General features: G+C 55.8%; 17 protein-coding genes. 5 read left to right on the top strand and 12 right to left on the bottom strand.

What is annotated here, in order from left to right:
• Positions 1-258: 258 nt before the first annotated feature.
• From CLV83_RS21150 to betC, 11 genes are all read right to left on the bottom strand, one after another.
• On the bottom strand, positions 259-522 hold the full coding sequence (locus tag CLV83_RS21150; RefSeq protein ID WP_132297573.1) for a hypothetical protein: 264 nt from the start codon (positions 520-522) through the stop codon (positions 259-261).
• A gap of 585 nt (positions 523-1,107) precedes the next feature.
• Positions 1,108-1,749, bottom strand: coding sequence for a DUF2314 domain-containing protein (locus CLV83_RS21145; RefSeq protein WP_132297570.1), 642 nt, complete (start codon positions 1,747-1,749; stop codon positions 1,108-1,110).
• Positions 1,750-2,177: 428 nt separating this feature from the next.
• Positions 2,178-2,384, bottom strand: a complete 207-nt coding sequence (locus CLV83_RS21140; RefSeq protein WP_132297567.1) for a hypothetical protein — start codon at positions 2,382-2,384, stop codon at positions 2,178-2,180.
• A gap of 726 nt (positions 2,385-3,110) precedes the next feature.
• Positions 3,111-3,503: an SMI1/KNR4 family protein gene (locus CLV83_RS21135; RefSeq protein WP_132297564.1), complete on the bottom strand. Its 393-nt coding sequence runs from the start codon at positions 3,501-3,503 to the stop codon at positions 3,111-3,113.
• Positions 3,504-3,991: 488 nt separating this feature from the next.
• Positions 3,992-4,750 carry a hypothetical protein gene (locus CLV83_RS21130; RefSeq protein ID WP_132297561.1) on the bottom strand — a complete coding sequence of 253 codons (759 nt, stop codon included), beginning with the start codon at positions 4,748-4,750 and terminating at the stop codon, positions 3,992-3,994.
• 132 nt (positions 4,751-4,882) lie between these two features.
• Positions 4,883-5,146, bottom strand: coding sequence for a hypothetical protein (locus tag CLV83_RS21125; RefSeq protein ID WP_132297558.1), 264 nt, complete (start codon positions 5,144-5,146; stop codon positions 4,883-4,885).
• Between the two features lie 331 nt (positions 5,147-5,477).
• Positions 5,478-6,755, bottom strand: a complete 1,278-nt coding sequence (gene aroA, locus CLV83_RS21120; protein WP_132297555.1) for a 3-phosphoshikimate 1-carboxyvinyltransferase — start codon at positions 6,753-6,755, stop codon at positions 5,478-5,480.
• A 140-nt stretch (positions 6,756-6,895) separates the two neighbouring features.
• Positions 6,896-7,375, bottom strand: a complete 480-nt coding sequence (locus tag CLV83_RS21115; RefSeq protein ID WP_132297552.1) for a methylated-DNA--[protein]-cysteine S-methyltransferase — start codon at positions 7,373-7,375, stop codon at positions 6,896-6,898.
• 227 nt (positions 7,376-7,602) lie between these two features.
• Positions 7,603-9,402, bottom strand: a complete 1,800-nt coding sequence (locus CLV83_RS21110) for a SulP family inorganic anion transporter (RefSeq protein WP_132297549.1) — start codon at positions 9,400-9,402, stop codon at positions 7,603-7,605.
• A gap of 152 nt (positions 9,403-9,554) precedes the next feature.
• Positions 9,555-10,514, bottom strand: a complete 960-nt coding sequence (locus tag CLV83_RS21105) for a choline ABC transporter substrate-binding protein (RefSeq protein WP_132297546.1) — start codon at positions 10,512-10,514, stop codon at positions 9,555-9,557.
• On the bottom strand, positions 10,511-12,109 hold the full coding sequence (gene betC / locus CLV83_RS21100; RefSeq protein ID WP_132297543.1) for a choline-sulfatase: 1,599 nt from the start codon (positions 12,107-12,109) through the stop codon (positions 10,511-10,513). The genes CLV83_RS21105 and betC overlap by 4 nt, the downstream gene beginning before the upstream one ends.
• Positions 12,110-12,230: 121 nt before the next feature.
• Between betC and CLV83_RS21095 the strand changes: the two genes are divergently transcribed.
• The 4 genes from CLV83_RS21095 (at position 12,231) to CLV83_RS21080 (ending at position 16,660) form a co-directional block, all read left to right on the top strand.
• The gene (locus tag CLV83_RS21095) at positions 12,231-13,178 is read left to right on the top strand and encodes a LysR substrate-binding domain-containing protein (protein ID WP_243642469.1); all 948 of its coding nucleotides are present in this window, start codon (positions 12,231-12,233) and stop codon (positions 13,176-13,178) included.
• Positions 13,168-14,961, top strand: a complete 1,794-nt coding sequence (locus CLV83_RS21090; RefSeq protein ID WP_243642468.1) for an ABC transporter ATP-binding protein — start codon at positions 13,168-13,170, stop codon at positions 14,959-14,961. The genes CLV83_RS21095 and CLV83_RS21090 overlap by 11 nt, the downstream gene beginning before the upstream one ends.
• Positions 14,962-14,970: 9 nt before the next feature.
• Positions 14,971-16,119, top strand: a complete 1,149-nt coding sequence (locus CLV83_RS21085) for a phospholipase D-like domain-containing protein (protein WP_132297540.1) — start codon at positions 14,971-14,973, stop codon at positions 16,117-16,119.
• 64 nt (positions 16,120-16,183) lie between these two features.
• On the top strand, positions 16,184-16,660 hold the full coding sequence (locus tag CLV83_RS21080) for an outer membrane lipoprotein (RefSeq protein ID WP_104002994.1): 477 nt from the start codon (positions 16,184-16,186) through the stop codon (positions 16,658-16,660).
• Positions 16,661-16,691: 31 nt separating this feature from the next.
• On the opposite strand, the gene CLV83_RS21075 is transcribed toward CLV83_RS21080, so the two are convergent.
• Positions 16,692-17,270: a glutathione S-transferase family protein gene (locus CLV83_RS21075; RefSeq protein ID WP_132297537.1), complete on the bottom strand. Its 579-nt coding sequence runs from the start codon at positions 17,268-17,270 to the stop codon at positions 16,692-16,694.
• Positions 17,271-17,704: 434 nt separating this feature from the next.
• On the opposite strand from CLV83_RS21075, the gene CLV83_RS21070 reads away from it, so the two are divergent.
• Positions 17,705-19,480, top strand: a complete 1,776-nt coding sequence (locus CLV83_RS21070; protein ID WP_132297534.1) for an N-acetylglutaminylglutamine amidotransferase — start codon at positions 17,705-17,707, stop codon at positions 19,478-19,480.
• Positions 19,481-19,482: the final 2 nt, after the last annotated feature.

Genomic DNA, 19,482 nt, shown 5'->3' with positions numbered 1-19,482 from the left:
CTCCCACCACGATACTTACGCAGAAAAGTTTTACACCAAGCGGGGTGTAGCGATCTTTTGCCTTCCATATGGGACCACCTTTAACCAAGGATACCCCCGGTTTACGAAAAAAGATGAAGACAGCTCCCATCATGAAAGCAGCGCTGTAAAGTAAAAGATCACTGAGACTCATCTTAAAGTTCCTGGTTTATAACGCCTTAATAACCGGCGTGCCTTAGCGCGTCCGGTTCCGAAGTTTCTTAGTTAATAATCGACTTTTTATACATTCTCACCAGCCTCATCCATCAAGTCTTGCCACTCGTTTTCATGGTAGGACTCAGAATTCGAAAGAACGCAGTATTGGTTATTTTCATCGTCAAAGCCCTTCGCAACCAAGCTGATGCAACTATGAGTATCTCCATCATCGAGGGATAACCTAACCTCTAAATCTTGATTCTCAAAGCTCTCTAATTCTTTGATAAGTTGCTTAATCGTTTTTCCTCGGGTTACCCACTCAGGAATTCGATGCTTAATTTTCTTCATGACGTATAAAGCCCTGCTTAGGGGAGGAGAATATGGGCTAAAATTAGGAACGAAGTGACGCAGCCCATGTGTTTGCGTCCCAGCGATCCTGCTAGCGATTAAAGCAGATTGTTAGGCATTTTTACAGATATTCCACTTTTTAAGATATAGGTATCCAATTGACATTTCGGTAAGTACAGCAATTAGTATTCCGATATCTGCAGCACCCCGAAAATACTCGAATAAACCAAGGCACACCATTGAAAACATGGATATACAGATACTTAAGCATATAGATTGTCGCGCCTCAGAATGCTCCGCATTACGACTAAACCAAGTTAATACTGAAATGCCGAGAAATAAAATAGATAGGCGTCTCGCTATAAGATAGGCACTACCAGAGCCATCAATGCCAAAAATAAAGAATATAAATTGCGGGTAGATTAGAAAGTTGACAAACAATATGAATGCGATAACTGATGTAATGGTATTAAGTGTTTTAAAACTCATTATAATTAATCTCAAACCTAACGCGCCAAACAAGGGGCCTAAAAAGCGTAGCTTTTGAGGTCCCAGCCCACGGAGTGGGCGAACTTCGTGTGATTGTTAGGCATTTTTATTCCACTTAATATCAACAAAAGGCTCTAATTCCTTAGCATACCTTTTCGGAAGCTTCCCAAAATCTCTTTCATATATTTTAGCCATTGCTAGCAAAGTATAGCCTCCTTGATTAAGGCCTTTTGAGTCTTGTAACATCCAGTCTTCAATATCATCAAATGGAACATCTAGCCTTTCCAGAAGCTCTTCTGGAGTCTCACCTACAGGATCTGATGCTAAAGATGCTATGACTGCTTCTCCCTTTATTGAGTGAGCCACGCCCCATATATGCTCAGTATTACCTTCTATTTCATATGGAAACTTTATAAAAGACTCAAGCTTTCCATCTTTTAAACCTGATATAAATATTCCAAATTCATTTTTGGCCCTATTTATTTGTTCCTGCATAATTGGATCATCTATATCTACAGGTAGAGCCTCAAAATAAGGAGGAACTTTCCAGATTCTTAACAAGATCGCTGGTGTTATTATCCATGCCAGAAAAAATGAAATATAACCTGCCACATCGTCATCTAATTCTAGAAACCGATGAAACACCATTAAAAATGGTACAACTGAGCAAAAAGATATAAATGTTATTGCTAGCAGTCTAAACATATACCATCCCTGTATGCCTAACGCTGCATTCATCGGTTTGTCCGCTGCAATGCTTTGTTATATGTAAATTTACTCATTTTATGTATAAAGCACTAATGCCAAAAGTTGCTGTAAGCATAAATAATAACCCAAATTGTAACCACTCTGATTTATTGTAAGTTTTGAATAATGAATTTAGTACATTGAAGCTGTCTATTGGCTCAATCCGGTCTTTATTGATGCGATTCAAATGCTTCCTGAGTAAATAATTGCTACCACCTATCCATATGATAGCTGTGAATGAAAGCAAGATTATTTTCACAGTTGGCATATTTGAAAAAATTTCAAACACATCAATTAAGGTATATAAGTTTTTTTCCATACGATTTACATATAACGCCGCAATAACGGGCCAGAAAAACGCTTAGCGTTTTGGAGGTCCGAGCCCGAAGGGCTGAAGTTGATTGCTTTGTTGTGTGCCATTACGCAATACCAAGGAAAGACCGCGAAAGTCGAAATACGCCGAAAGCAATCAAGATCGGGGCAAGAATCTTAACGAGCATCCCATATTTCGCGCGCCACTTCTCAGTTTTTTCTTCGGATTTAGAAATCTGAATTTTTCCAACGGCAGCAAGGTAGGCATAACTACCACCGGCAATTGAGATGAGGCCATCCATTACTTCGTACATTGGTGATTTTCCTCTTTATGAGGTTCAGCGATCATGTTTACGCTGAACAAGGCTGGGGAAGATCCTCACAATTCCTTTCTTTCCAGCAAAACCGTATACCCCAAATATAAGTCCTAAGAACAAGATTGAGACGCCCGAAGAAATCGTGGCCGTCGAGGTAGATAGCATCAGGATGCTACCGATTACGAAGAATATTCCGACTACTGCTCCTAAAACTCTAATGATCATGGGCCTTATTCTTTATTCAATCTCTGGGATAGCCACATAACGCTCAATTAAGGGGCCGGAACTGCATAGCAGTGGAGGTCCCAGCCCGCATGCGGGCGACTTGAAATTTTTGTTATGGGACGATCTCATCCAAAAATCCCTGCGCGAACACTGATCGCCAAAGTGCCAATAATAAGGAATTGCGCGAGTATCCATAGAAGGATCGCCATTAGAGGGCTAAAGCCTTTGGTTACAAGCCCGACTACTACCACTCTATAAATACCCCCTACCAAGAACAGTGCCACAATAATCGCAAACACCCACCCTATAGGGCTGAAGCGATTCAATACAATACCAATGACTAGATAAAGAGGTGTTGTGCTAAGCCCTGCAACCCAGTTTTTCGTAACGTCTAAAGTAGGCAACTATGACACCCCATAACGCTGAGGTAACCGGCGCCGGAGCGCCAGCGAAGGGAACCAAAAGCGGCACGCTTTTGGCGTCCGGTTGACCGCCTTGTTATAGCTTTTGGATTTCATTGAAGTTGGCCGCTAATTCCCGCATTTCACCTGTTTCATGCAGCCATAAATAAACCGTTGGCTTAAACGAAGCACCCTCTTTAACCAATACCATTTGATCCCCAAGCCCATTGCCAGCGATAGCAATCGCGTTTTCGGGAAAGTTACCGAAGCCACGGCACGACTCGGTTTCGTTGAGAATATGGTTACAGGTTCTTGATAGTCGTTTACGGTCCGAGGTGTCTCGGATTGGGTAAATTTCCCAATCATCCTCTTCTGTGGACGCCTCGCCGCCGTTGTCGGCCATCATTGCTTCGCGATATTCCGTCGGCAATTTCGCCCCTAGCTCCCCTTCGCTTTTCGCGAGTTCCTCGTCCGATAGATCAAATGGCACGAAAACCTCCTTGGCTATAACAGCCTGTTAATGAGGTCTGCGACCTCATAATAATTATTAGCGGGTATACCTTTTAATTTTCATATCGTACCGTAGCGTTTTATAAGCTACTGATATAAAAGAGATAAAAAATAGGTGGTTTCGTTCTGAATTGAAGAAAAGGTATTTCATCGCGTAGCGATGTTGCTAAACAGGTAGCAGACTGGGCAGTTGCTGAAGTGTTCGCTGTAGTGATGTGGCCAAGCTCAGCTGGATGATTAGCTGTAGGAGAGGTCAATGAAGCCCAACTATCCATGTATCAGTCCCTTGGGATCGTTTGCTTTGGTGTTTATGCGTCTACTTCCTGTAGGACGCGGGAGCCAGTTTGGTTCTTTTTGTACGAAGGCACAAGCTTTACATGTCTTTATGGGGCAGGTGTTGGGTGAGGCTATAGTAGGTAGAAGGGCGGATTAGCACGAGTAGACAGGATACTCCGGGCAATATAGGCTCTAGCGCTTGAAAGAAGCGGTCTCTTCCTCCGTGAGAAACCTACCCTCATCAACATCATAGTAGCGCGGCGTCTTTTCATAACTTGCTACCATGATATTGCGGCCAGGGCTAAACGAGCCGCCGGGCATGGGGCGTAGCTCCTTGGTCCATTCCGATGCAGGCATCAGGGCAGAAGTCTGGTCGAACTCTTTAAGAATATCGCGGGAAGTATCGACCACTTGCAGGGCGAATTCATAGCGTTCCAGAAGATCGTTTAGCGTCACTGACAGCTCATCAGCCAGTGGTTGCTTTGCCAGTTGCTGGCGCAGCTGATTGATCTCTATCGCCGGGCCCCAACCATCAATATGGTTCAGCGAATAGAGCGTTTCTGCGCGGGTGTATACACCGCGAAGGTAGGTGTGGTCGATGGTCGCCTGCTTGGCTGCGGTGTCCCGGCGCAGCCGCTCGGCTTCCGCTGCATAGTGGGCTTTAAGCTGCAGCAGGGTTTGAACCTCCAGGTTCAGGCTATCTTTCTGATCCTGTAACCGCTCCTTTTGAGCTTGCAACCGGTCACGATCGGCCAGGGCGATATAAGCCTGGTTGTACTGTTTGATTTCGCCTGCGACCCAGAGGCCGAAGCCTGCCAGCAGCGGCAGAAGTGTCGCCAGTGCAGCGGGGGTGATCCATTTGGTTCGCCCAGCGGCGCGCAGTTGTTTGATCTCTTCCCTGAGCTTTTCCTGTTCCAGTGCCCGTTGCTCGGCAGCTTCCTGGTTGGCCATGGTTAGCGTTCTCCGTACAAACGGCCCGATTGTCTGTTGATGCTGCCGTGCTTCCCGTTTTATCGATTTCTATAAATTTTATGGCTAGGGGCGGGAGCACGGCTGTTGGATAAAGCCGGTTGGGTACCGGGCTTAGGAGGCTTCGAAGAGCTCAACCGTTGCCGGGCGGACACCGTCGTACTTCATTGCGGCCGCGGCATCATCCCCTTGCAGGGCTTCGGTAAGTGCGGCGACGCTGGACACGTTTTCTATAACAAGTCCTACTTTGTTACCGCCGTCTGGGCTGACAAAGGTTTTCGCAGTCATTCCGTGACTCGCCAGAAACTCGTCCCGTTTGGGGGAGCTTAGCCAGTGGGCAACATCGTCCACTTCATGAATAGCTATTACCGTAGTCATATTGGCAACCTCGTGGCGGCCAAGCGCTGGCGCCTGGACGCCGTGCAAGTTTTAGGGCTGACTGATCGGCCCGTTCAGTTGTAGGTCTGCGCTGTGAAACAAGGGCAGAATCCACGCCTCATAGCGCCAACCGTAACCGAATTAAACTTAGTGTAATGAGTGATTACCCGCAAAGTTGGCTTTATGCCGGTGGCACGTGAAGAGCTTCGGGAGAGGCGAGGGGATTGCTCTGGCTTCTGTCGAAGCTGTTCGGTAGAAGCCGTTTTGTAGAAAGAATAAGGGCCCCATCAAGAAGCCCTTATTCAGCACGATTTGGTTGGATCGCTGGCGATCAGCCGGTGACCTGTTTGAACAGGTCGAAGTATTCCGGGAAGGTCTTGCGGGTGCAGCCCGGGTCGTTGATGGTGATCGGAGCGTTACCGAAAGCGGCCAGGGAGAAGCACATCGCCATGCGGTGGTCATCGTAGGTGTCGATTGCAGCGCTGGTGATTTCAGTAGGCGGTGTGATCTCGATAAAGTCTTCGCCTTCGACAACTTCGGCACCGACCTTACGCAGCTCGGTGGCCATGGCGGCCAGGCGGTCGGTTTCCTTGACGCGCCAGTTGTAGACGTTGCGGATCGCTGTGGGGCCTTTGGCGAACAGGGCGGTGGTGGCGATGGTCATGGCGGCATCGGGGATGGCGTTCAGGTCCAGATCCACACCGTTCAGTTCACCCTTGGTGACTTCCACCCAGGTTGGACCGTAGCTGACCTGGGCGCCCATCTTGCCAAGCACTTCGGCAAACGCCTTGTCGCCCTGTACGCTGTCGGAGCCAACGCCGTATACGCGGATGCTACCGCCAGCGATGGCGGCCGCAGCGAGGAAGTAGGAGGCAGAGGAAGCATCGCCTTCCACCATCACTTCGCCCGGTGAGCGGTAGCTCTGGCCGGCTTTAACGATAAAGCGCTGGTAGTTGTCGTTGATCACCTCAACGCCGAACAGCTTCATGCTGTGCAGGGTGATATCGATATAGGGTTTGGAGACCAGTTCACCATCGACGACGATAGTCAGGTCATCTTTGGCCAGCGGCGCCGCCATCAGCAGCGCGGTAAGGAACTGGCTGGAGATGTTGCCCTTGATGCTGACTTCGCCGCCGTTCAGGCCAGAAGCCTTGATCTTCATCGGCGGGTAGCCTTCATCGCCGAGGTATTCCACATCGGCGCCGAGCGGGCGCAGGGCATCGACCAGATCCTGGATCGGGCGCTCGTACATGCGCGGCTCGCCGGTCAGTTCAAACTCGCCGTTACCGAGGCAAAGCGCAGCGGTGAGCGGGCGCATAGCGGTGCCGGCGTTGCCCAGGAACAGCTCGGCGGCATCGGCCTTGAACGGACCGGCGACGCCCTGCACGTTGCAGCTGCGGCGATCTTCGGCCAGCTCGTAACTGACGCCCAGCTTGGTCAGGGCGTTGAGCATATGGCGCACATCATCGCTGTCGAGCAGGTTGGTGACCCGGGTTTCTCCCTCGGACAGGGCCGCCAGCAGCAGAATGCGGTTGGACAGGCTTTTAGAGCCCGGCAGTTGCACTTCACCGGAGGCGTGTTTCAGCGGAGAGAGAGTCAGTGATTCCATGGTCATCCGTTCGGGCCGTTATTCTGGGTATCTTGCAGGGCCGGGAGCTAGCGCCCGGCGCCATTGGGGCTGCATAAACTACCTGCAAAGGGTTACTCGGACAAGTGTTCAGCAGCGTCTGCTGTCAAGGTTGGCCGCTATTATGATCGACTACTTTCCAGATCAAGCAGGGCCTGTTTGATCAGCAGGCCGCCAGCATAGCCGATGAGGGCGCCATCGGCACCGATCACACGGTGGCAGGGGATCAGTATCGCCAGTGGGTTACGGTTATTGGCCAGGCCTACCGCACGGGCGGCGCGCGGTTTGCCGAGGCTGTTGGCCAGCTCGCCATAGCTGCGTGTTTCACCAAAGGGGATCGTCTGCAGTGCCTGCCAGACCTCACACTGAAACTCAGTACCCTGGGGGGACAGGGGAAGATCAAAGCTCTGGCGTTTTCCGGCGAAGTACTCGCTGAGCTGGTGCGCCGCTTCCAGCAGCACGTCGTTAGGCACATGATCCAGGGATGCATGTTCAACGCGACCAAACTCCACGCCGGTCAGAGCTTCATTGCTCGCGGTCAGCGTCAGCGCACCGATCGGCAGATCGGTCAGGTGGAGCTGGGCGGTGGCTTGTGTGTTCATCTTTCCTCCCAGGCTTGATCGTTATCAATGCCCTGTGACAGTAGGAAGAGGATAGTGTTAACGCTTTAGCACGACAAGAAGCCTGAAAGCTGGCCCCGTTCAGATTGCGTGGGGCCGAGTTGCAGGTTCACTCACCCAAGGTTTCGGACACCGCTGGGTAACTTTATGAAGCCCGCCGACTGCGATCCAGTATGGCGGGTTTCTTTTATCTGGCTCTTTATCTTCGGTCAGTCATCTTCGGCCAGTCGGTCGTCTTTCGGGCCGTTTTCTAAAGCGTCATCTGCGGTTGGGATTCTCTCCAGTGAATCGGGCGCCGGTGGGCACTCGCGGAAAATCCTTGCGGTACAGTGATCGCAGATCTCCCGCTCCAATTCAGGCACTACGCTGGCGATCGCCTCTTTCGGACTGCCGAAGAAGCGTGCCGCGCCGATACGGCCCAGCAGGCCGGTGCGCTCCAAATCATCCAGCAGCACACCCTTGAAGGCGCAGAACATCAGCTGACCGCCGCGCTTTTCGATCAGTTCCGCTTCCTGAATCAGCATCTCGAACGCCGATACATCGATAAAGTTGATCCCCTTGCCGAGTATCAGAATCCTCGGTGGGCCGATGCTTTGCTCCGCAAGCTGTCGCAGATGGATCTGAATATGCTCGACGCAGCCGAAAAACATGGAGCCATCGATACGGATGATCTGGAACTGCGGGCATTCACGCAGCTGGTGGCGCTTGATATTGCGGATACTTCGGCGCGGCGCGTTCTGCAGCGGCGCCACCGGGATCACCGAGGGGCGTGAGGTGCGGCGCAGGTAGAAGGCGATCGACAGGAACACACCGACGTAGATCGAGAACACCGGGTCGATCAGCAGCGTCGCGGCGAAAGTCGCCAGCAGGACGATGCTCTCCTGGCGGCTGATCTTCAGGATCTGAGCGATATGGTGACGGTCGATCAGGTTCCAGGCGATCAGCAGAATAGTGCCCGCCATGGCGGACATCGGTAGCCACTGGGTGATGCTGGGGAAGGAGATCAGAATCACCGCCACAATCAACGCATTGGTGATCGCCGCCAGCGGCGTCACGGCGCCGGCATCGTAGTTGGCGCCGGAGCGGGTGAATGAGCCGGAGCCTGCAAAGCAGGAGAAGAAACTGCCAACGCTGTTGGCGATCCCCTGACCGATAAATTCACGGTTGCCGTCGATCTGCTGATGCGAACGCAGAGCGATGGCGCGGGCGATGCTGACCGCCTCGATAAGCCCCAGCAGTGCCAGAGCAAAGGCACCGGAAGCCAGGGTGCTGATGCTGGACAAGCCTATCTCCGGCAGCGCCGGCAGCGGAAGACCCGAGGGCAGTGCACCTACGGTTTCTATACCCTTATCCTCGCCCCCAAGCAGCCAGCCGCAGAGCGATCCGATGGCCAAAGCCAGTAACAGATGCGGCAGACGTCGATGGATACGGCGGATAATAATGGCGCTGAACAGCGTGGCCGCGCCGACTATCAGCGACGAGATATGCGCCTCGGGCAGGGCGAGCCAGAGCTGGTAGAAGGTTTCAAACAGGTTGAGCCCGCCCGGCAGTTCGACTCCGAGCAGGTATTTGAACTGGCTCGAGGCGATCAGAATCGATGCCCCGGCGGTAAAGCCGATCACCACCGTGTGGGAGATAAAATTCACCAGCGAGCCGATACGCAGCAGCCCCAGCAATAGCTGTATCAAGCCGGTCAGCAGCGTTAGCGTCAGCATAGTGGAGATAAACTCGGCGCTGCCGGGTTCCGCCATTTCGCTGACGATACTCATCAGCACGATGGAGACGGCCGCCGCAGGGCCGGTGATCATATGCCAGGAGGAACCCAGAATCGCCGCCAGCGCGGTGATGATGATGGCGGAGTAAAGGCCTGTTTCCGGCGGCATGCCGGCGATCAGCGCGTAGGCGACACACTGGGGCAGGGCGATGATCGCGCCGGTGATGCCGGCACTGAGATCGTCACGCAGCTGTTGTTTGCCAAGTTGATGGCGCCATTTGAAGTAGTCGATCAAGCCCGGACTCCGGCCAAAAGATCAATGATGGGTTCTAGGACTGTTATAGCGGAAGTGTACTCTTTTCCCGTACTTTTTGATTTTAATACAGGGGACTCTTCAAACAGAAACCCCGGCACGCGACGGTGCCGGGGGAATGTGCGTGGCAGCGCTTACTTCTGCGCCAGGCTGGCTTCAACTGCGGGCAGGCCCGGTTCGCCGGACAGGGTGGTGACGTTTTCCAGCCAGGGCTTGATCGCCTCCGGGTTTTCGCTCAGCCACTTGCGCGCGGCATCATTGTCGGACATGCCGTCATCAAGGATGTAGCCCATGATTTCGTTTTCCATCTCCAGGTTAAAGGTCAGGTTGCTGAGCAGCTGACCTACGTTGCCGCACTCTTCGCTGTAGCCTGTGCGGGTCAGTGTACGCACGGTGGCACCGCCGAAGTTGGGGCCGAAGTAGTCGTCGCCGCCGGTGAGGTACTCCATTTCCAGGGTGTTGTTCATCGGGTGCGGCTCCCAGCCGAGGAACACGATGAACTGTTCACGGCGCACGGCGCGGCGCACCTGGCTCAGGGTGCCCTGCTCGCCGGACTCGACCACGCTCCAGCCTTCCAGACCAAAGTCACCGCTCTCCACCATGTCCAACAGCATTTCGTTACTGGCGGAACCCGGTTCGATGCCGTAGATCTTCTCGCGGAACTCGTCGCCAAACTTGGCCAGGTCGGCAAAGTCCGTCACGCCGGCGTCATAGGCGTACTTGGGCACGGCAAGTGTGAACTTGGCGCCTTCCAGGTTGGTACCGACGATCTCTATGGAGTCTTCATATTTAGCTATGAAGTCTTTCTGCGCCGGCATCCAGTTACCGAGGAATAGGTCCACTTCGCCACTTTTCAGTCCTTCAAAGCCGATCGGCACCGCCAGCGTATCCACCGTTGGGCTGTAACCCAGGCCCTGCAGCAGAGTACTGGTGACCGCATTGGTGGCAGCGATATCGGTCCAGCCAGGCCCAGACATGCTGACATCGCGACAGCTTTCCGGGTCCTGTGCAGCCAATGCGCCGCCGGATAGCAGGCCAAGGCCCAGTGCGGTGGCCAGGCTTAGGGTGTTCAGCTTGAATAGAGACTGTCTCATGTAGCGTCCTTTTGTTCGTTAGCGTTGGGACGAGGGAAGCGCGCGTTGTACTCCAGATCGTCCAGATCGATGTTGTTGCGCATGTAACTGCGGCTGGCGTCGGTAAACGGCTGGTGGTCCCAGGCCGGTTCGACACCCTGCTTGTGGGCTTGGGCGATCAGCTTGCGGCGGCGCTGGCTGACCAGCACGCGCTCGGTGATGGCGTCGCTGTCCCAGCGTTGCGCAGACTCCTGCCGGAACGCTTCCAGCGTATCGGCAAAAGCGGAGTTATCCGCGAGGTTGTTCAGCTCTTTCGGGTCTTCCGCCAGGTTAAACAACTGGTCCGGATCTCCCTTGCAGCACACATATTTGAAGTCGCCACGCCGGATCATGAACAGGGGCGCTACCACGCCCTCGCCGGTGTATTCACCGATCACTTCATCATGGCCGTTTTCACCCCTGAGATGTGGCATCAGGCTGCGGCCATCGATCGGCATGGCGTATTCGATGGGGGTAAAAGACTGACCGCTGAGGCCAGCCAAGTCAACAAAGGTGGGCAGAAGGTCGATGGTGGCAACAGACTGGCTGACCCGCTTAGGGCTGAATCGCTTGGGTGACCAGACCAGCATCGGCACCCGCGCGGACCACTCGAAATAGCTCATTTTGTACCAGAGGCCGCGCTCTCCGAGCATGTCGCCGTGATCGCCGGAGAACACCACGATGGTGTTATCGGCAAGGCCTGTCTGCTCCAGGATCTTCATCAGTTTGCCGATCTGGTCATCCACGTAGCTGGTGTTGCCGTAGTAGGCGCGACGGGCGTTGCGGATCTGCTGTTCGCTGATCTGCTTCTCATCTTTCTGGTAGACGTGCAGCAAACGGGCGGAGTGCGGGTCCTGATCGGCATCGGCGATATTCACGCTGGGCAGCTCGATCTCTTCATCCGTATAACGATCCCAGTACTCCGGCGGGGTGGCATAGGGGTCGTGGGGATGGGTCATGGAAACGGTGAGGCAGAATGGCTGGCCATCGTTGCTGCGGGCGCGATCGTAGAGGTAGCGCTGGGCCTGAAAGACTACCTCATCATCGAAGTCGAGCTGGTTGCTGCGTAGCACCGGACCCGCCTGGGTCACCGATGACATGTTGTGGTAGTAGCTCGGGCGCGTGTCGAAGTTTTCCCAGTCGACAAACCAGCCGTAATCCGCCGGGTAGATATCGGTGGTCAGGCGCTGTTCAAAGCCGTGCAACTGGTCCGGGCCGCAGAAGTGCATCTTGCCGGATAGGGCGGTTTTATAGCCCCGCAGGCGCAGGTAATGGGCGTAGGTCGGGTAGTCGGCCGGGAAGTCCGCGGCGTTGTCCCAGGCGCCAATCTTGGTGGGGAGTTGGCCGGTCATCAGCACATAGCGGCTTGGCGCACAGAGCGGGCTGTTGCAGTAGGCGGATTCAAACACCACGCCTTCCGCCGCCAGGCGATCCAGGTTAGGCGTTTTGGCGGTTTTGCCGCCGAGAAAGGAGAGCGTCGGCGCAGCCAGTTGATCGGCCATGATGAAAAGGATATTGGGCTGGGCCTGGTTGCTATTGGCCTGGCAGAGCTCCTGGGAATCTGTGTTTGCGGACATAAAAGCCTGTATTCATGGTGATACCCCGAACGGGGTGGGATTAGCCTGGTTGATCGGTATGCACCGGTGAACTTAGCTTTTCATAGGGCTGTCAGGGTGTAAACTGACTGGAAACTGATGAGTGGAATTAGACTGGCTAATGTTACTTTGCGATCGACTGCCGCCGCTGCAAAGCCTGCTGATCTTCGAGTCGGCGGCGCGGCATCTCAGCTTTACCGGCGCCGCGCGCGAGCTGGGCACGACCCAGTCTGCGGTCAGCCAGCAGATCCGGGCCCTGGAGTCGCAGCTGACGCTGGTGCTGTTTAACCGCATCTACCGCGGCGTTGAGCTGACGCCGGACGGGCAGGAGCTGTTCAAGGCGGTGGAGCAGGGGTTGCAGGGCATTGCCGGCACCCTGGAGCGTCTGCAGCACCGGCGCCTGCATCAGAAGCTGAATGTGGCCACCGATTTTGCCCTGGCATCCTACTGGCTGATGCCGAAACTGCCCGAGTTTCGCCAACGTCATCCTGAAGTGGATGTGCGCATTCTGACCACCCAGCACCCCTTCGACATCGATGAGCAGGATCTGGATGTGATTATCGGTTTTGCCAGTCAGCAACCGGGCACCGCCACTGCGCGCCTGTTTGCCGAAGAGGTGTTCCCGGTTTGTCATCCCAGCCTGATTAGCGAGCCGGCCAGTGTTGATGGCGATACGCTGGCGCGCCTGCCGTTGCTGGATCTGCACGATGAGATGGGCACCGGCTGGCTCTCCTGGGAGCGCTTTATGTCGCATCACGCTGTGAGCGCGGCGGAAGCCGTGCCGGTGCTGACCATGGATAACTATATCCTGTTGATGCAGGCGGCACTGGCCGGGCAGGGCGTGGCGCTGGGCTGGGGCACGCTGGTGGATGGTCTGATCGAGCGCGATCTGCTGGTAGCGCTGCGGCAGTTTACGGTGACCACGCCGGGCGGTTACTTTCTGGTAGAGCCACATCCGCAGGAAGCGGTGAACGCCAAGCGGCATTTTATCAATTGGTTGTTGGAGACGCAGGGTGACAGCGAGGCAGAAGGACTCTCTCTTGAGCGGTGAAAAGAGCGGCCACTATGACTGGCGCTACATTCTGAATATCGGCCTGGAGCACCGTCGCGAGCTGGTGCTGGCCAACCTGATTGCGATTCTGGCCACGGTGGTGTCGGTGCCCTTGCCGCTGCTGATGCCGCTGCTGGTGGATGAAGTGCTGCTCAATCAACCGGGGCCAATGGTGGGTTTCGTTAACCCGCTGGTGCCGGAGAGCTGGCACGGGCCCTATCTTTATATCGGCGCGGTGCTGTTGCTGACCGTGGTGCTCAGACTGTTGGCGCTGGGGCTCAACGTCTGGCAGACGCGCCAGTTCACGATCATCTCCAAGGATGTGATCTTCCGTATTCGCTCGAACCTGCTGCAGCGGCTACAGAAGATCTCCATGAACGAATACGAAACCCTCGGCAGCGGCGCGGTGGCGTCTCACTTTGTGACCGACCTGGATACCGTGGACCGCTTTGTCGGTACCTCGGTGAGCCGCCTGCTGGTGGCGCTGCTATCCATTCTCGGCACCGCCGTGATACTGCTCTGGATGCACTGGCAGCTGGCGCTGTTCATCCTGTTCCTGAACCCGCTGGTGATCTATCTGACCATGTCGATCGGCAAGCGGGTGAAGCTGCTGAAAAAACGTGAGAACCGCGCCTTTGAGGTGTTTCAGGGCGCGCTTACCGAAACCCTGGATGCGATCCAGCAGATCCGTGCCGGTAACCGTGAACGCCATTACCTGGTGCGCCTGACCGACCGGGCCCGCGAAGTGCGCGATCACTCCACCGCGTTTGAATGGCAGTCCGATGCCACCAACCGCCTTAGCTTTATGCTGTTTTTGGTTGGGGTGGATATCTTTCGGGCGGCCTCAATGCTGATGGTGGTGTTCTCCGATCTCAGCATCGGCGAGATGATGGCGGTGTTCGGCTACCTCTGGTTCATGATGGGGCCGGTGCAGGAGGTGCTGGGCATCCAATACGCCTGGTTCGGGGCCCGCGCCGCACTGACGCGCGTTAACCGGCTGATGGATCTGCATCTGGAGCCGGCCTATCCGCACCTGAAAGATCCGTTTGCAGACCACAAGCGGGTGGGTATCGAACTGGACGATATCCACTTCAGCTATATCGAAGGTCAGGAGGTGCTGCGCGGCATCAGCCTGAAGATAGAGGCCGGAGAGAAAATCGCCCTGGTGGGTGCCAGTGGCGGCGGCAAATCTACCCTGGTGCAGGTGCTGCTGGGGCTGTATCCGCCGCAAAAAGGCGAGGTGCGTTTCGATGGCGTACCGGTGACGCAGATCGGCCTGGACCGGGTGCGCGAGCATGTGGCCACGGTGCTGCAGGCACCGGCGCTGTTTAACGGCAGCGTGCGTGAAAACCTGGCCATGGGGCGTGAATATGAAGATGGCCAGCTTTGGCAGGCGCTGGAAGTGGCGCAGCTTAAGGAGTTTGTTGAGCGGTTGGCCGATGGTCTGGATACAGTGATCGGCCGTCAGGGTGTCCGCCTTTCCGGTGGTCAGCGACAGCGCCTGGCGGTGGCGCGGATGGTTTTAAGCGACCCGAGCGTGGTGATTCTGGACGAGGCAACCTCGGCTTTGGATACGGAAACGGAACATGCGCTGCATACTGCACTCGAAGATTTTCTACGCGGTCGTACAACGATCATTGTCGCGCACCGGCTCAGTGCCGTGCGTCAGGCGGATCGGGTGTATGTGTTTGACGGCGGTGAAATCAGCGAGGAGGGAAGCCATGAAGAGCTGCTGGACCAACAGGGACTGTACGCAAGGCTGTATGGAGCGAGGCAACACTGAGTGAGTGGTATGAGCAGAATACGCGCAAGGAGGCCGCGTTTCGGCTGGCGTGACGGCAACAGCGTCGAGCTGTTTGTTGATGGCGAGCACTTTTTTCCGCAGATGATCTACGCGATCCAGGCGGCGCAACAATCGGTGATGCTGGAGATGTATCTCTGCTCAAGCGGCATCGTGATGGATCGGTTTATCGCCGCCCTGACGGAGGCTGCCGGACGCGGCGTTAAGGTCTATCTGTTGCTGGATGACTACGGTTCGCGAGGGCTCATGGAGGAAGATCGCCAGCGTCTGCGGGATGCCGGAATTCAAATCGGCTTTTACAACCCGGTGGCGTTTTACAAATGGAGCCGCAACTTCGCCCGCGATCACCGCAAGCTGCTGGTGGTCGATCGCCGCTGTGCCTTTATTGGGGGCGCCGGCCTCACCGATGATTACGATATCGATCAGCCGCGCAAACCGGAAACCCCCTGGCATGAATTGATGTGCCGGGTGCAGGGGCCCGTGGTGGCTGATATGGCCTCGCTGTTTCGTCATCTCTGGTGGCGGGTGACCGCAGAACAGCTCGCTGGTGGGTCGGAGCAAACCGCGCAGAGCCAGGTCGGTGCTGCCCAGGTCCGTTTGCTGAGTACCGCGGGCCTGGCCAACCAGAGCATCAAAATCAGCACGCTCAGATGCACTTCGCGGGCTAAAGAGCGTGTCTGGATCTGTACCGCTTATTTCCTGCCGTCGTTTTCCCTGCGCAGGGCGTTGCGGCGGGCGGCGCGGCAGGGGCTGGATGTACGCCTGCTGGTGGCAGGCCCGCTCACCGATCATCGCTGGATCTACTATGCCTCCAAGCGTTTCTACCGCCGCCTGCTCAACGCCGGTGTGCGCATCTACGAATACCAGCCGCGTATGCTGCACGCCAAGGTGGCGCTGTTCGATGAGCGGGTTTCCGTCGGCTCGTGCAACCTGGACCACTGGAATCTGCGCTGGAACCTGGAGGCCAATATCGAGGTCTGTGAACCCGGCTTTACCCGCGAGGTCGAACAGTTATTCGAAACTGATTTCGGCGATAGCGTCGAGGTCGATGCGGTAGAATGGGAAAGGCGTCCCTGGTACCGCAAGGTTAGGGAAACGGTTTGGGCCCTGATCTGCCAGTGGATACTGCGTATCCGTTAAGTCTGGAGCAGGCGGAGCGGGACAGGAATTAAGCGCCCCGAGGTGCAATACAGGTAGGACAATGATGAAACGAGTAACAAGTTTGAAAGCCCCTGCGTTACTGCTGGTGCTGACGGCGGCGCTGGGCGGCTGTGCGCAGCAGAGCCTGACCGGCGATGCTTACAGCCGCAGTGAAGTGCAGCGCGCGCAGAATGTGCAGTATGCGGTGGTTGAATCGGTGCGTCCGGTAGTGATTGAAGGTCGCACCGATGGCGTGGTCGGCGGTGGCGCTGGTGCGATTGTTGGTGGCGTGGCCGGTAGCACCATTGGCGGCGGGCGTGGCTCCGTGATTACTTCGGTGCTCGGTGCCGTGGCCGGTGGTATCGTCGGTCAGCGGATCGAGGAATCAACCAGCCGTACCCAGGGGCAGGAGATTACCCTGCGCATGGATAACGGTCAGCTGACCTCTGTGGTGCAGGAAGTCGAGAACCAGAACTTCTTCCGCGCCGGCGACCGGGTAAGGGTATTGGGCAGCGGTAGTACGCTGCGCGTCACTTACTGATCGGTCGGACCGGCGCCGCTGAGCGTTCGGGTCAGGCCAGACGCGGATCGGTCGGAATCACATCCGGCCGTTCCTGCTGCTCTACCAGCCAGCTCACCAGGGCGGGCGTATCTTCCAGCACCAGAGTGTCACGGAACAGCCCCCAGTCCAGCGCGGTGAAAAGGCAGATCGCGCGATAATCCCACTGTTTGAACAGGCCATCCTGCACCAGGCCTTCCAGCGCCTGGAGCGACAGGGTCACCCTCTCTTTCTGCAGGTTGAACAGCAGAATGTCCTCATTGGTATCCAGCCCCGAACGCTGCGACAGCAGCAGTGTGACCATGGAGTCGTTGACCGCATCGATCACCGTCAGCTGGTTCTCTTCCTTCCAGCTCAGCGCAGGCAGGCCCAGCTTTTCGGCCAGGTAGCGGAAGATCACCCGTGAGTCATAGATCACCTCGTCACCATCATGAAGCACCGGGATCTTCAGCGCCGGGTTCTGCTTGCGCAGCTCGTCGCGGTCTTCACCGTAGATATTCAGATCGACAAACTCGTATGCCTGACCCGTGGCGGCCAACAGCAGTCGGATACGGCGTACATACGGGGAGGCGGCGGAACCGATAAGTTTCATGACATCCCTTCTTTTCAGTCGGTTGAGTGTTACCCGAGTGTACTGCACCGGCGGCCAGAGTTAGACCTTCAGATTGAATGGCTTTAAAGGTTTTCAGGTCGTAATAATCAAATCTTTTAAAACAAATACTTATATCTTGGCGCCCGTTTGTGGTGCGGTGCTGGCTTTGCTAGGGTAAAAGGCATCACTTCTTGATGGGTAGGGCAGGGTGTTCAGTACAACGCACTCAGGCCTCAAGGGCCTGACCCCCGGCAAGATAGTCTTTGCCTCTGTGCCAATGCGGGTTCGGCTGAACCCCTTTTCTTGGGTCGTTGCCGACCCGGGCCCCCGCTCAGTTCTTAATTCTGTCGTTTTATCTTCATCCCGTTCCCTGAGAGTACGTTGGGAACGTCGCGACCTTTACCCCATGCGCTGTTAAGGAACTACATAAGCCTATGTGCGGAATTTGTGGAGAGATCATTTTTGACGGCAGCACGCCGTCGGTCACCGCCGTTGAACGGATGGCGGAGAAACTGCGTCCCAGAGGGCCCGATGCGGGCGGCATCTATTCCCAGAAGAACATCGTCTTTGGCCATCGCCGCCTGAAAATTATCGATCTTTCAGATCACGCTCAGCAGCCGATGCATGATCCAGACCTGGGCCTGACCCTGGTATTCAATGGCTGTATCTACAACTACAAGGAACTGCGCGAAGAGCTTCAGGCGCGTGGTTACCGTTTCTTTTCCAGCGGTGATACCGAGGTGATCCTGAAGGCGTTTCACGCCTGGGGGCCGGACTGTGTCAGCCGCTTCAACGGCATGTTTGCCTTTGCTATCCATAACCGCGATACCGGCCGTGTGGTGATGGCGCGGGACCGCTTTGGTATCAAACCGTTTTATTACTCCGAGCAGGAGGGCAAGCTGCGCTTCGCCTCCTCACTGCCGGCACTGCTGGCCGCCGGTGGCGTCGATACCGAGATCGACCCGGTAGCTTTGCACCATTACATGCAGTGGCACGCCGTGGTGCCGCCGCCCTATACCCTGCTGAAAGGTGTTCGCAAACTGCCGCCGGCCACCTACCGGGTGATCGAAGCGGATGGATCTTATAAGGACACCCGCTACTGGACCCAAACCATGGGGCCGAAGGACAAGGCCGACGAGGGCAAGACCCAGCGGGAGTGGGAGGACGAACTGCTCGAGGCGATGCGCCGTTCGGTGGCGCGCCGTGCCGTGGCGGATGTGCCGGTTGGTGTGCTGCTCTCTGGTGGGCTGGATTCCAGCCTGATCGTCGGTCTGCTGGCGGAACATGGCCAGGCCGGGCTGAATACCTTCTCGGTGGGTTTTGAGGCCGCCGGTGGCGAGAAGGGTGACGAGTTCAAATACTCCGACATCATCGCCAACCACTACAACACCGAGCATCACCAGATCATGGTGCCCTCGAGCCGCCTGCTGGAAACGCTGCCGGAAACCTTCGGCGCCATGTCCGAGCCGATGGTGAGCTATGACAACGTGGGTTTCTACCTGCTCTCCCATGAGGTCTCCAAACACCTGAAAGTGGTGCAGAGCGGTCAGGGGGCCGATGAAGTCTTCGGCGGCTACCACTGGTATCCACCCATGCTGAACAGCGAAGACGCGGTGGAGGATTACAGCAAGGCGTTTTTCGATCGCAGTGAAGAGGAGTTCGCCGAGGCGATCAGCGCAGACTTCGTAGGTGACAACTACTCACGCCAATTCGTCGAGAACTACTTTGCCGGGATCAGCGCCCCGCGCCCGGTGGATAAGGCGCTGCATATCGATACCAACGTGATGCTGGTGGATGACCCGGTCAAACGTGTCGATAACATGACCATGGCCTGGGGGCTGGAGGCGCGGGTGCCGTTCCTCGATCACGAGGTGGTCGAACTGGCAGGACGCATTCCCGCCGAGCTGAAGGTGAAAGACAGCGGCAAGTATGTGCTCAAGGAGATGGCGCGGCGGATCATCCCTAACGAGGTGATAGACCGGCCCAAGGGGTACTTCCCGGTGCCGGCGCTGAAGTATATCGAAGGGCCGTATCTGGAATTTGTACGCGATTTTCTGGACAGCGATACCTGTCGTCAGCGCGGTCTGTTCCGCCGGGAATATCTGGACCAGCTGATGGATGCGCCCCGTGATCACATAACCCCGCTGCGCGGTTCCAAGCTTTGGCAGGTGGCCCTGCTGGAGATGTGGCTGCAGACCCATGGAGTCTGACC

It is taken from the genome of Marinobacterium mangrovicola (assembly GCF_004339595.1).
In the GTDB taxonomy this organism is placed as follows: Bacteria; Pseudomonadota; Gammaproteobacteria; order Pseudomonadales; family Balneatricaceae; genus Marinobacterium_D; species Marinobacterium_D mangrovicola.
The sequence above is the reverse complement of the archived record's forward strand: the minus strand, read 5'-3'. Positions and strand labels throughout refer to the sequence as shown.

Coding starts and splice junctions, on each gene's coding strand:
- CLV83_RS21150 (WP_132297573.1), bottom strand. CDS start 522: ATGAAGAAAATTAAGCATCGAATTCCTGAGTGGGTAACCCGAGGAAAA.
- CLV83_RS21145 (WP_132297570.1), bottom strand. CDS start 1,749: ATGAATGCAGCGTTAGGCATACAGGGATGGTATATGTTTAGACTGCTA.
- CLV83_RS21140 (WP_132297567.1), bottom strand. CDS start 2,384: ATGTACGAAGTAATGGATGGCCTCATCTCAATTGCCGGTGGTAGTTAT.
- CLV83_RS21130 (WP_132297561.1), bottom strand. CDS start 4,750: ATGGCCAACCAGGAAGCTGCCGAGCAACGGGCACTGGAACAGGAAAAG.
- CLV83_RS21125 (WP_132297558.1), bottom strand. CDS start 5,146: ATGACTACGGTAATAGCTATTCATGAAGTGGACGATGTTGCCCACTGG.
- aroA (WP_132297555.1), bottom strand. CDS start 6,755: ATGGAATCACTGACTCTCTCTCCGCTGAAACACGCCTCCGGTGAAGTG.
- CLV83_RS21115 (WP_132297552.1), bottom strand. CDS start 7,375: ATGAACACACAAGCCACCGCCCAGCTCCACCTGACCGATCTGCCGATC.
- CLV83_RS21105 (WP_132297546.1), bottom strand. CDS start 10,514: ATGAGACAGTCTCTATTCAAGCTGAACACCCTAAGCCTGGCCACCGCA.
- betC (WP_132297543.1), bottom strand. CDS start 12,109: ATGTCCGCAAACACAGATTCCCAGGAGCTCTGCCAGGCCAATAGCAAC.
- CLV83_RS21085 (WP_132297540.1), top strand. CDS start 14,971: ATGAGCAGAATACGCGCAAGGAGGCCGCGTTTCGGCTGGCGTGACGGC.
- CLV83_RS21080 (WP_104002994.1), top strand. CDS start 16,184: ATGAAACGAGTAACAAGTTTGAAAGCCCCTGCGTTACTGCTGGTGCTG.
- CLV83_RS21075 (WP_132297537.1), bottom strand. CDS start 17,270: ATGAAACTTATCGGTTCCGCCGCCTCCCCGTATGTACGCCGTATCCGA.
- CLV83_RS21070 (WP_132297534.1), top strand. CDS start 17,705: ATGTGCGGAATTTGTGGAGAGATCATTTTTGACGGCAGCACGCCGTCG.